General features: G+C 58.5%; 12 protein-coding genes. 3 read left to right on the top strand and 9 right to left on the bottom strand.

Annotation, left to right across the window (positions count from 1 at the left end):
- Positions 1–3 precede the first annotated feature (3 nt).
- The 4 genes from J7392_RS11015 to J7392_RS11030 form a co-directional block, all read right to left on the bottom strand.
- Complete coding sequence (locus J7392_RS11015; RefSeq protein ID WP_209217582.1) at positions 4–717, bottom strand: hypothetical protein; 714 nt, start codon at positions 715–717, stop codon at positions 4–6.
- Positions 718–852: 135 nt separating this feature from the next.
- The gene (locus J7392_RS11020) at positions 853–999 is read right to left on the bottom strand and encodes a hypothetical protein (RefSeq protein ID WP_156505615.1); all 147 of its coding nucleotides are present in this window, start codon (positions 997–999) and stop codon (positions 853–855) included.
- 17 nt (positions 1,000–1,016) lie between these two features.
- Positions 1,017–2,207: a zinc-dependent alcohol dehydrogenase gene (locus J7392_RS11025; protein WP_209217583.1), complete on the bottom strand. Its 1,191-nt coding sequence runs from the start codon at positions 2,205–2,207 to the stop codon at positions 1,017–1,019.
- A gap of 10 nt (positions 2,208–2,217) precedes the next feature.
- Positions 2,218–2,913, bottom strand: coding sequence for an SRPBCC family protein (locus J7392_RS11030; RefSeq protein ID WP_209217584.1), 696 nt, complete (start codon positions 2,911–2,913; stop codon positions 2,218–2,220).
- Positions 2,914–3,119: 206 nt separating this feature from the next.
- Here J7392_RS11030 and J7392_RS11035 point away from each other — a divergent pair, with 206 nt between their 5' ends.
- Together J7392_RS11035 and J7392_RS11040 are read left to right on the top strand one after the other, a co-directional pair.
- A complete protein-coding gene (locus tag J7392_RS11035; RefSeq protein WP_209217585.1) occupies positions 3,120–3,875 on the top strand; it encodes a transporter substrate-binding domain-containing protein in 756 nt (251 codons plus the stop codon).
- The gene (locus J7392_RS11040; RefSeq protein WP_209217586.1) at positions 3,872–4,888 is read left to right on the top strand and encodes a cation transporter; all 1,017 of its coding nucleotides are present in this window, start codon (positions 3,872–3,874) and stop codon (positions 4,886–4,888) included. Before J7392_RS11035 ends, J7392_RS11040 begins: the two co-directional genes overlap by 4 nt.
- Positions 4,889–4,986: 98 nt before the next feature.
- Here the strand turns inward: J7392_RS11040 and J7392_RS11045 are convergent, their stop codons facing one another.
- A complete protein-coding gene (locus J7392_RS11045; RefSeq protein WP_209217587.1) occupies positions 4,987–5,841 on the bottom strand; it encodes an SDR family oxidoreductase in 855 nt (284 codons plus the stop codon).
- 268 nt (positions 5,842–6,109) lie between these two features.
- Here J7392_RS11045 and J7392_RS11050 point away from each other — a divergent pair, with 268 nt between their 5' ends.
- A complete protein-coding gene (locus J7392_RS11050; protein WP_247744538.1) occupies positions 6,110–6,334 on the top strand; it encodes a hypothetical protein in 225 nt (74 codons plus the stop codon).
- Between the two features lie 21 nt (positions 6,335–6,355).
- On the opposite strand, the gene J7392_RS11055 is transcribed toward J7392_RS11050, so the two are convergent.
- From J7392_RS11055 to J7392_RS11070, 4 genes are all read right to left on the bottom strand, one after another.
- Positions 6,356–7,663 carry a calcium-binding protein gene (locus J7392_RS11055; RefSeq protein WP_209217588.1) on the bottom strand — a complete coding sequence of 436 codons (1,308 nt, stop codon included), beginning with the start codon at positions 7,661–7,663 and terminating at the stop codon, positions 6,356–6,358.
- A 505-nt stretch (positions 7,664–8,168) separates the two neighbouring features.
- A complete protein-coding gene (locus tag J7392_RS11060) occupies positions 8,169–9,134 on the bottom strand; it encodes an ATP-binding protein (protein ID WP_348540699.1) in 966 nt (321 codons plus the stop codon).
- Positions 9,131–11,287, bottom strand: coding sequence for a DDE-type integrase/transposase/recombinase (locus tag J7392_RS11065; RefSeq protein ID WP_209217589.1), 2,157 nt, complete (start codon positions 11,285–11,287; stop codon positions 9,131–9,133). The genes J7392_RS11060 and J7392_RS11065 overlap by 4 nt, the downstream gene beginning before the upstream one ends.
- Entirely contained in the window at positions 11,287–12,033 is a 747-nt protein-coding gene (locus J7392_RS11070; protein WP_247744539.1) for a hypothetical protein, read from the bottom strand. Before J7392_RS11070 ends, J7392_RS11065 begins: the two co-directional genes overlap by 1 nt.
- Positions 12,034–12,513 lie beyond the last annotated feature (480 nt).

Here is a 12,513-nt window from a genome sequence, read left to right on the forward strand (position 1 = left end):
GCATCAATCGCCCAGCAGAAAGCGCGACAGCGTGATCTGAACCGCGAAGACTGTGTCGCCGCCTTCGGTGTGGTTCACGTAGCTGAGCAATGACGTATCGAGCGGCGCGTTGCCCTCGTCGAGATCGTAGTTCACCCCGACCTCATAGCCCGTATAATCCAAAATATCGTCCCGCTCGACAAAGGCATAGGCATCAACGCGGTCGTTGAACGTATAGCCGCCTTCGAGCTTATAGACCCAATCGCCCCGCTCCGGCTCGCCCCCCAGATCGACGGTGGCCCGCCACTCTTCGCTCACGCTATAGTCGAATTTGCCATGCAACTCGCCGCGCACATCGCCCGTCTCATCGCGTAGAAAGCGGGTGTAATAGGCGTCATAGGCCAGCTTCTCCGTCAGATCGCCACGGTGGCCCAGCGTCAGTTCGAATTGCGCGTCATCCCTTGGGTCGTCCAGCGATAGAACGAGGGCATGGAAATAGGCCGGGCCATAGGCGACCTCTGCAAAAGCCTCGATCTCCGCGCGTTCGGCGGCACCGGGGCCATCGTTGAGACGGTAAAAGAATTTCGGCGTGACGCCCACCTCCACGCTCCAATCAGAGGCGGATGTGTTCCGCTCCATCTCTGGGGCTGTGGTGGTTGTCTGATCCACCGTTTGCGCCAAGACAACGCCGGGGGCCAGAAGGCATATGATCGATATGGTTTTGTGAAACTGTGGCATCCTTTTCTGCCTTTCTATGAAATCGGTTAATATTCGCGGGGTCTAATCTGCCCCTTCTGCGTGCGTGAGATGGCGCCCAGCAAATGCCCGGGCGATACGAAAAAGCAGCGCGATTTTCTCGCGCTGCTTTGCCGTTCACTTCTCTTGCTTCACCACCTTTTGCGGGTTCTTTGGGTCGAACTCCTCAGGGCGGTGCGCCGCGCCTTCGTGGTCGTCCTGCGCATTGTGGCGCTCACGATGGGGCGGGCGTTTCTCTTTGGCGTGATCTGGCTCGTTTGGCATGTCACTCTCCTTTTTTGCTATGCGGCGGCGGCCTGCATGCCGGGTTTGAGGACCACTTTGGTCCAATCGTTCTGATCGAAGCGGAAGTTGTGATAGCCCTTGGCGGCCTGCTCCAGCGGCAGGCGATGGCTGATCATGAAGCGGGTGTCGATCTCGCCCTCGGCGATGCGGTGCAACAGCTCTTTGGTGTAGCGCTGCACATGGGTCTGGCCGGTGCGGATTTGCAGACCTTTCTCCATCATCGCGCCCAAGGGGAATTTATCGAGGAAGCCGCCATAGACACCGGGGACCGAGACGCGACCGCCCTTGCGGCAAGCCATGATCGCTTCGCGCAGCACATGGCCCCCATCGGCACCGACGCCGACCGCCTGTTTGACGTTGTCCATCATCGTGTCCGGCGCGAAACCGTGGCTTTCCATGCCGACCGCATCAATCACCGCATCAGGGCCGTGACCGCCCGACATCTCCATCAGCGCCTCCAGCACATGGGTCTGGGTGTAGTCGATCACCTTGGCCCCCATCTGCCGCGCGAGGTTCAGCCGGTTCGGATAGTGGTCGATCGCGATGACCTGAGCGGCCCCCATCTTGAGCGCGCTTTGCACGGCGAAAAGCCCCACCGGGCCACAGCCCCAGACGGCGACGGTGTCACCCTCTTCGATGTCGGCGTTTTCGGCGGCCATCCAGCCGGTCGGGAGAATATCAGACAGGAACAGCACATCGTCATCGTCGAACCCTTCGGGAATGACGATCGGCCCCACGTCAGAGAAGGGCACCCGCACATATTCCGCCTGCCCGCCGGGATAGCCGCCGGTCAGATGAGAATAGCCAAACAACCCGCCAACCGCGTGGCCGAATTGCTTTTCGGTCAGATCCTGTTTGTCCGCCGGGTTGGAGTTGTCGCAGGCCGAATACTGGGTCTTTTTGCAGTGGAAGCAGGAGCCGCAGGAAATGGTGAAAGGCACCACCACCCGCTGGTCTTTCTTGAGGGTGCTCTTGGGGCCGGTCTCAACCACCCGGCCCATGAATTCATGGCCCAGAATATCGCCCGCCATGACGCCGGGGATCACGCCATCATAGAGGTGCAGGTCAGAGCCGCAGATCGCGGTCGAGGTGACCTCGATAATCGCGTCGCGGGGGTTGACGATTTCCGGGTCGGGGACCGTATCGACCCGCACGTCGTGCTTGCCTTGCCATGTCAATGCGCGCATGTCTCTCTCCTCACTTGTCCGATTTGCGATTGGCGGAGGTGGCGATTTCGCCGGTCTCCATCAGCATTTTGAACCGCTTCAAATCCCGCCGCCCCTGAAGCGCGGGTTCGGCCTGAAACAGCTTGGCGATCCAGCGCCCCAGCTCCCCGGCGGGCGGGTTATAGGCGATGATCGCCTCCACCTCGGTGCCCCGGTCGCCCGGCGCGTCGCGGAACGAGACTTTGCCCTCGGTATCGATCTGCGAACTGTCGAGGGCGCGCCACGCGATCTCTTCCCCCGGTTTGTCACTGACCACTTCGGTCTCGACCCGCAGGTCTGTGCCCGCCGGGCCTGCGATCATCCAACGGAACTGACCCTTGGCGGCGTCGATTGGCTCGACCACCTTCACGTTCTCCATGAACTCTGAGAGCTTCGTAAAGTCGCGCCAGTGGCGGTAGAGCTCGTCACGCGGACGGTCGATCGTCACCGTGCGTCCGACAACGGCATAGTCCCCGAAACGCGCCTGTTTCGCACTGCGCCCGGGCGCGGAATCTGCTGGCCGATGGCTCAGCCCGTCACGATCCCGCCGCGCGGCATAGAGCGCATAGGCAGACGCCCCGGCAAGCGCGCCGACGCCGAGCCCCCAGAACAGCGAGCTTTGCCGCTCTGTCAGCGCGTCCCGCGCATCCTCAGCGGCGCTGCGTTGGTCGTAAGGATAAGATGTCATAAAGAAACCTCCTGTTGCTGAATATGGCAGACCGAGTGTTTCAACTGGAACGCGAGGATCGCGGCAGGTGTTCCGAAGAAGTGGCTCCGAAGCGCGGCTCCGGCGGAAATCAACCGATCGCGCGCGGGGGGCGCGCTGCCAGTAATAGGAACCTTTCGGGAAACCGCCCGTTGATCCCCTGCGATCCGGCCCAAAGGAATAATGTAATGACGCCCCGCGAAGCTACGCCACATGGTGCCAAAGGCGTGGACAATCCAATTAGTTTGAAAATTTTGATCCCTCTCGCTGCCCTGAGCCTGCTCGCCGCTTGCGACGACCTGCGGTTCCCTCGGGATGTGGAAGAGACCCTCGAAACCGTTCTTTCTGACCAGAAAATGACCGTGGCGATATCGGAAAACCCGCCATGGGTCGTGCTGGCAGACGGCCAGCCGCCGCAGGGGGTCGAAGCCGACCTGACCCGCGCCTTCGCCGAAACCTTGGGGGTGGCCATCGAGTGGAAACACCTCGGCGCCTTCGCAGCGTTGGAGGGGTTGGAGAAGGGTGACATCGACCTTGCCATCGGAGGTTTCACCCGCAAGGACGTGACCCCAGTAAAAGGTGCCGCGCCGAGTTACGCCTATTTCGAAGAGTCCTTTGTCATCGGCAGCCGGGGGCCAGACGCCCTGCCCGATGACATCGAAGGCCAACGCGTTTTCGTACCGCCCCACCTGCCCCTCGCCGCGCTGGTTGAGGAAAAAGGCGGCATTCCGGTGGATCAATGGGCGGAAGGTCTCAACCTCGCCGCCGTCCCCCATTGGCAACTTGATGAGAAAGACCTTACCGCCACCGAAACCACGCTACAGCGGGCGCAGCATGTCATTGCCGTGCAGCAGGGCGAAAACGCTTGGCTGATGGAGATCGAAGGCTTCCTTCGAGATGAGGCCGGAACCATCGGGGCGCGTCTGCGCGCATCCGCCCCATGACCCGCTCCATCCGCACCATGCCCGAGGCGCAGAAGAAAGCGCTGCGCCGCGCGCGCTGGCTTGAGGTCATCTGGATCGCGGTCTTGGGGTCGATCGTGGCGGCGATCTATTTTGCAGTGGGCAGCAGCCAAGCAATGAAAACCGCTTGGATCGAAGACCTGCTCAGCTTCGTGCCGCCCATTGCCTTTCTCGTTGGCTCGTGGATCGAAGGATGGAAGCCCAACCGCCGTTTCCCACTGGGCTATATCCGTGTCACATCAATCGCTTATCTGATCAGCGCCGTGTCGCTCGGCGGCGTCGGGATCTTCCTTATCGTCGACTCGTCCATCGTGCTCATCAAACAGGAGCACCCCACCATCGGCAGTGTCGAGCTTTTCGGCACCACCATTTGGTTCGGCTGGGTGATGATCGCGGCGCTGGCCTATAGCGTCGTGATGCCGGTCATTTTCGGCCATTTGAAAATGAAGCCCGCCAAAATGCTCCATGACAAGACGCTCTATGCCGATGCCATGATGAACAAGGCAGATTGGATGACAGGGCTTGCCGGGATCGTGGGCATCCTCGGGATCGGCATGGGCTGGTGGTGGGCCGATGCGGTCGCGGCCATCGTGATCGCCTTGGACGTGCTGCACGACGGTTTCAAACACACCGGCGCGGCGATCCGGGACCTCAGCGATGAGATGCCGCGCACGATAGAGGATAAAGAGTTCGACCCGCTGATTGAAGAGGTGCAGAATACTTTCAACGCGCTGCCATGGGTCTGCGAAAGCCGCCTGCGCCTGCGCGAAGAAGGGCGCTTTCTGACCGGCACGATCTATGTCGTGGCGCATGAAAACGGTGCTACGCCCGAGAGGGTCGAGGCGGCGGAGGCCGAACTGCTCGACCTGCATTGGCGCATTCACGACATCTCGATCATGCCACGGACCGAGATTGCGGAGTCGGTCACGATTGAAGGGGCGGATGACGGCACTCTGCCGCTGCGATCCGGCGCCCGGCGGCGTCCGGTGGGGTGACCGGGGGCGCATCGCGTCCGATTTAAAACTGAACTACAGATACACCCCCGCATCGACTTTGCCCCGCGCCATCACACGCGGGGCAACATTCATCTGGCTTACCCGCCGACCAACGTGCCGCCGTTCGGATGGAGCACCTGCCCGCTCATATAAGACGAATCCTCGCAAGCGAGGAACAGCAGCGACGGGGCCACCTCATTCGGCTGACCGGGGCGGCCGAGGGGGGTATTTTCGCCGAATTCTTCAACCTTATCTGCCGGGAAGGAGGCCGGGATCAACGGTGTCCAGATCGGCCCCGGGGCCACGCCGTTGACCAAAATACCCTTGGGCGCCAGCTTGCTCGCCATGGCCCGCAGGAAGGACAGGATCGCCCCTTTGGTCGATGCATAGTCAAGCAGTAGGTCCTGCCCCTTATAGGCGGTGATCGAGGTGACACAGATGATCCGCGCGCCCTTTTTCAGATGCGGCAGCGTCGCCTGCGTCATCAGGATCATGCCGATGATATTGGTGCGGAACGTGCGTTCGATCTGCGCTTCTTCAATGTCTTCGAGGCTTTCCTGCGCGTGCTGTTCGCCCGCGTCATTGACGAGAATGTCAATCTTGCCAAAGCTCTCCATCGTGCGGCTTACGGCATCTTTGCAAAAGGCTTTCTCACCGACATCGCCTTCCAGCAACAGCGCCCGACGGCCCTCGGCCTCGACCAATCGCTTGGTCTCTTCCGCGTCGCGGCTTTCGTTGCGGTAGACGATGGCGACATCCGCCCCCTCGCGCGCATAGAGCAGCGCCGTGGCGCGGCCGATCCCGCTGTCGCCCCCGGTGATCAGCGCCACCTTATCCTTGAGCCGGTCGGAACCGGGGTAGCGCGGGGTGTAATCGGGCGTGGGGTCCATCTTATGCTCCCGCCCGGGCTGGCTCTGCGGGCTGTCGAGGGCATCAAAATTCTGATCTGTCATGGTGCATTCCTATCTGTTGTGGCCCCGCGCGAGCGGGGCGTTCAAAAAACTAGGGTTACATAGGGGCAATGATCGCTTTGCCGGTCTGGTTTCAGCGCGGCAGCGGAATGAGAGGAATTTCGCGCATCACGAGTGTTGCTCGTAGGGGCCGGTCGCCCTCCCGCGTCGCCCCTTCCAGCGGTGGCAAGCCCCCGCCAATCACCGCCGGGCCAAGGAACCAAGCATCAACCCCATGGTTTTTCAGGTAAGCTTGAAAAGGAGTATACCCATGCGAATGAGCGCATTGCTGATCTTCGGCGCCGGTGCCGCCAGCCTCGCCTATCTGATGAACCGCCAGTCCCGCGCCCAAAGGGCGGTGGCACATGACCGGGCGCAAGACCACGTGCGCGTTGCGGGCCCGCGCGAGATGATCGACCCGCCCCGCAAATGGAATATCGTGGATGAGGCGGTCGACGAATCCTTCCCCGCCAGCGATCCGCCCGCGACCTATTGATGGCGGGCTGCGCGTGGCCGGTTAGAATACGAAGTTCCGATCCTGAGCCACCGCGCTTTCCGTCAGGTCGCCTTGCAAAAAGATCACCCCATGTGCGCCAAGGCCGACCGCAACACCGCCGTCTCGCGCCGTGATCTCAAGATCATCGAGCCCCCTGATGCCAGAAAGTGAGAGCTGGATCACATCGACGCCGGGGGTGAAGTCGGTGATGACATCGCCCGTCGCCACTTCGCCCTCGGAAAAGCCGAAAACGTCGTCGCCCGTCCATCCCGTGACGGTGTCTGCCCCCGCCCCGCCGACAACCGTGTCGTGCCCGATGCCGCCTTTTAGCTGGTCTTGCCCCTCTCTGCCGGAAAGCTGATCGTCGCCCCGGTTGCCCAGCAGATGGTCATCCCCCTGCTGGCCGATCAATAGGTCATCATCGTCGAAGCCGCGCAGGGTGTCGTCTCCGCCCCAGCCGTGGAGCGTGTCCTCTCCCGGTGCGCCGCGCAGGTCGTCATCACCGCGCCCCCCGGTGAGGCTATCGTCACCGCCATGGCCATTGATCACGTCGTCGCCATCCCCGCCGTGCAGTGTGTCGTCCTGACCAAAGCCGCCGATCGTGTCGTTTCCATCCGTGCCGGTCAGATCGTCCGCCGCGCCGCTGCCGCCGATCTTCTCCCCGCCCGCTGTCGGCCCGGCGTCGAAGGTGATCTCGATCACTTCGAAGGGTTTCAACCGCAGCTCGACCTGCGGGCTGTCAAAGCGGCTGTCGGTGAATTGCGCGCGCACGTCATGTTCGTCATAGAAATAGGCACGCCCATCCACCTGAACAGAAGCCGACGGGGTATGGCCGCCATCGCTGCGCCAATGGAACCCGTCTGAACTTTGCGCGGATTGATCCATACCGATTTGAATGCCGGTCGCGGTCGCCCCCTCGGGCACCAATCCGGCGAAATCGACATCGAGGTTCAAAACCTCCATCGACCGGGAGGAGACATAGATCACGGTCTTGTCTTCGGACTGATAGGCGTTGATCTCGAAACTGCCATCGTCGCCCTCGAACTCGGTCGCGACCAGTTCAAGCCCGGGCAGGCTCTCGCTCATCAGATCAAAGATGCCCCCCCTGACCGAGTTGGTCAGCCGCCCGTCGGGATCAAGAACCGGGCTTTCCTTGGGACCGCCCGCAAGGTCGCTGTCCGTATTGTGCTGAACGGGCCAGACAAAGGCGCGGTCGACCCCTGTTTCCAGCATGTTTTCAAACTGTTCCTGAAGGGTCGAGGCGGACCTTATGCCTACCTCATCGTAATCCCGCGTGCGAATGTTCCACTCGGTGATATGCAGGTCCAAGTTGGTCCATGGATGCTTCCTCCTATCAGTGATGTGACCCACATCACCTTGGCACATTGCGATGCCGTCGGGAGGGGGTATCCACCCCATCAGTTCTCAGTGACAATCAACAGGGGCGGCCCTCCATTTTTCACATAAGGGGGCCCAGAACGCGAAAATCGGGCGTTTCCGCCCGATTGACTTGTTTTGCTTGCAAAATGGACATTTCAGCCCGGCCGATGGCTATTTATTGGTGGTCAGATCAACAACAAGGCAGTCCAACGAGAAGCGTGCGTAAAACTGATTTTTGGCGCAGGTCCGATTTTTCCTATTAAAATACTTAAATCAATATCTTAATCTGAATATCGAAGACCGCGTGTAAAACGTAATTGCATGCGCAAAAACCACAAAGCGTGCGCAGCGAATTTTCGCCCCCTTAAACACATAGGTCCCAGGTTTTTCACATTGCCGGAACGAAAAAGGCCCGCGCAATGCGCGGGCATTTCTTTGTCGAAATTAGATGAGTTCAGGAACGAATGGATGCCATGAAAGGCGCATCGCGCCGAAACATCGTGACGTAACCGCTATGGGTAAATGGGGTCGCAACCGGGTTCGTATCTGTTTTCGAACTCCAAGCCTGAACGAAGTGATCCATTTTCAATTCCATCGAATGCTCTACAAGTGCTTTTCCCACAGCTTTGATGACCAGCTCAAATACCAATCCCCACCGGAACGCCGCTGCGGTCACGAGGCGATGGAGAAAATCCCCGGTCTGGAGTTCGTCAGCAACGGAGAGCTTTGCCTCCAAGGCGTAGCTCCCGACGATGCTATGAACGGTTTCAGCGTCCTCCTCGAAATTGATGTCATCGAGCCGGACGTGTGTCACCTTCCGAAACAGCTGTTCGAGTTGGGGGATGTAGTCCCCGAGTTCTGGCACGCCTGACAGGATCAACATCATCGGCCAAGCGGGCCCTTTTACCATCGTCTTGAAGCAGTCCAGAACCTCCTCCAACGCCTGTTCATTTTTATGTGCAAGGATGTGCTGCGCTTCGTCGTACCATACCCCAACAACCCCTTGATCTTCCCCTTGCTGCTTGATGCGGCGACCGATCTGAGCCTGCGTGATACGGGCCTTCTCTGACAAGGGATAGCGCATGGCATGAAGGGTGTTCTTGCCGAGGTCTTTCCATGTACCCTTCCGGTCCAAAACGCAGGTTTGAAAGCGTGCGCTGGTGCCATTCGGCAAGGCAGCCTGACTCAGGTTGAACTCGCGCAAGAGTTTCTCAATTTCGGTGGTTTTCCCGGCGCCGCTCGCACCGGTAACAACCAATACCTCCCCTTCGAAATAAAACCCGCTCTTCAAACGCCCCAAGTGACCACTGAACATGGTCGCGAACTCGCGCTTCAGCTTGGCAGCCCTAGCGAGCGGAAAGAGACGGCCATTGAAGCTGGGAGATGCATCCACAATTTCATCGATTACAAAGTCATTCACAGTTTGCTCTCCGTTATCTTTCCAAAGGTTTTGTGTTTAGCGCTCTCAGCGCTGGACGCAGTGGCAGGCGCTTCAGAGTTGTTTCTTGCGGCGGAAGCGGTTCTGGCATGATCCATAATCGATCCAGCACGCACGGCCCCTGCGTATGTTTCCTTGGGGCGGCATTCGACGCGGGCGAGCCTTTCAGCACACCGTTCCATCTCTGCAAGTCGGGTGTAGTTAAGGGGCTCATCTGAGTCCGGGAACATGCCGGAAGCCTCAGCCCGCCTTGCCAGGGCGTCCTGAAGGACCTGATCGTCAATTTCCTTCAGATGGGGATCAGCCTCGACAGCGTTTTGCTTCAGTTGCAGAAACTCGGCCAAGGTACAGTCCCTTACTGCAGTCATACTAAGGTGGGCCTTAATCGGCTCTCCCGAATAGCCCTCCGCGGTAATCAGGGCGTCGTGCAAACGATCCGGGTCGATGTGAACCAGGACTTTCTTGCCCTTTCCACCATCAAACTGACGCAGCGCCGTAGAGCTAAACGGAAGGCCGAAGGGCTGAACTCCCTGGCCGTTAATCGTGAACTCTTTTGTGATACCCAACTGAATCTGACGATTATCCACGTCCGGCGCTTTGATCTCACGGTGTTTCTTGCGGACCTCGCGGAGTTTTTGCGCGGGCGTCGCGCCGTACATGCCGGTGCCACGATGCTGCTGATGCGGAGCTTCATCAATGAAGTACCGGGTAATTGTCCTGTAAAATGCATCGAGTGTAAGCGTGGCTTCCCGCCGCGGATCACTTCCCGGCAATGCTCCGGGCTTACCTCCGGTGTATCCATTTTCGAAGCCGACGACCTGATATTCAAAGGTCCGGAATGCACTTTCCACGTATGGCTTGTCGTTTGAATGATAGGTTCTGGTGGTCTTGTATACCGTCCCCATCCCCAAGAGAGCGGCAGCGACCTTACCATTGCGCACGGCAGTACCGTTGTCAGAAACAACCTTTCTCAGCCGCACTGGCGGCGCGGGCGTTCCCTTGCAACCGTACTTGATCTTTTCCCGTTCCTTGCTGCGTGTTGCCATCCGAATAAGCTGCATGGTGGTGTCCGAGTCGGCACTTTCTGCAAGGACCCACGCCAGTGGCATACGTGTTGCAATATCAATCATGTAATGAAGCCATACACGGCGAATCTCGTTCGGAGCAGGCTCCTCGTTCTCCTCTGCCTCGGAGAGCTTGCGCGCCCGGACCATTCCATCGTCATTAATGAACAAGGAAATGAGAAGCTGATCGGTTTCGGCTTCATCGCCGAAAGCTTGAGCGCGAATTTCGGTTTGGCCTGCGCCGATGAGGTTCACAGCATGCCGTTCACCCTCTCGCGCAAGGGTCTCCACGAGCTTCGAGATGGCATGACGCCAGTTGTAAATCGAAGTAAGGGTCGGGAACACGAAACCTTCAGCCCGCTCCTGAGGTGACACTTTGAACTTTGTCATGGCTTTGCGATAAAGTGGCGCGAGCCTTGGCTTCCGGACCCTCAACCAGATCGACAGCACATACTGGATGAAGCGAAGCTGCGGTTTGCTGAGCTTGCACCGTGCCTGTCCCTTCGGGCCTTTCATATGGTGGCGGCTCATCAAAACAACTTCGTTGCGGTCGAAATAGCGATAAGTGGCAAGCCAATCGGCGAGTGTACGCCCCTTTGGCAGGGTCCAGGGCGAGTTGGCACTGCCGATTTTTGCTTTGTTGAAGATGTGGCGATCGCCAGAGAACTCTTTTGCATCTTCCATCAATCTCGCCCGCGCCCCGTCAGTTGAAAGGAAGCGCTGCGTCGTTTTAAAGCCCTCTTTCTCCAACTCCTCGATGGCGAGAATAACACTTAGCCTCGCGCGAATATTCAGACGTTCTTCTTTGCTTTTGATATTTTCGAGCCGTTCGAAACCACCAGTGTACTGGAGCAACTCCTCCCTCTTCGCCTCTTCAAGTGGCGTTTTCACCTTGCACGAAAAGTCCTCGATCTTCTTTTGCAACCAAACCATTGAGAACTGGGTGATTTCACCGCTTTCAAGACTCTCGACGAAGACCTTCCCTTGATCTTTCCCGGTGACGCACCAGCGCACGTCACCCAGAACAAGGGTTGATCCCACCGGTATCTTATATTGCGGCCACGCGGTCATCAGATCATCCAGACACGAGACTGCAGAGAAATGACCGAGTACCAATCCGCGCCGAGAACGCGCCGTGCGATCAGCCGTTGGATCGCAGGAAACGCTCTATTCGACGGCAAGTTGCACTGCCCAACAAGATCCTCCGCTGACCAATATGAACTGCTGCGAGCTTTTTCTTCGACATGTGCATCCGCTTCGTCGTCGCGGTCATCCCCGACGATCCAGAACTGGAAAAGGTTGATGCGGAACGGACGGGTATAGTCATCACCGTTCACGACAATCATGTCGTCGGCCAAATCTTTGGGCATGGCCTCTTCGATCGCCGCGATCTCGTCCTGCGTCTCTTTCCGACCAAGCCTACTGCCATTCTTCACGTAGATGGCGAGACGAAAGCCATTGCGCAGCGTTATACGGAGGTCGAAAAAATGCTTCGGAAATTTGACCTTAGCCCCTTCAGTCCACCTGAAATGAAAGAATGGCAGCTGCACGTCGAGTGCATACAGATCAGGATCGAGAAGCGTTTCCAGAGCGACCGCCCATTCGGCCTCACCATCGAAATAGTAAGCCTTGGGAATGCCCTTTGTTGCCGGCGTCACCAACGGCGCGCAAATCCGATGTGCGGTGTTGCTACGGGTAAGCGGATTTCGGGCGCCGTCATATGACGAGACACCATAGATCGCTGGCAGCTCCAGCGCTGGCTGCTTTTCGAGCCTATGGGGGTCATAGGCAAGATCTGGTTCCCTTTGTGTCGACATGACGTCTCCGGCCCCAAAATGACATCGCATTCGGGTTAAAGTTACTGTTTTCGAGGCCCTTGATCGCTCTTGCCTGGGCCATTTGCGGCCTCTACGGTGGCAAGCGTAGATGGGCGATCATTGCCCCAACTTTAGGAGCACGCCTTAAGGGCGTGCTTTTTTTTGTGTTCCGGGTCGCTGCTCCTTTGCAGTGTTCCCGTTTATCTCTGCGGAGGTAGTGAAAATCCAAAGTAAGAAATTTGAGATTCCTTAGATTTTCCTAGCCGATTCGAGTCAAGCAGTTGTTTTTAATGCGAATTTCTTTGCGCTCAGCGTTTCTTTCAGCATCTCCGTTGGTCTCCTTCTCCGGTCTTGGTCATGTCCCAGGGAGAGGTGTAACTTCTGGTAGCGCTTTTGGTGGCGTCCGCGCCCTTCATGAGGCGCCGTAGGACGTCATCAAAGGCGCGGTGGTCATCGGTGAATTTTCGGTAAGGTCGGGTT

Source organism: Sulfitobacter sp. R18_1 (genome assembly GCF_017743915.1).
GTDB lineage: Bacteria > Pseudomonadota > Alphaproteobacteria > Rhodobacterales > Rhodobacteraceae > Sulfitobacter > Sulfitobacter faviae.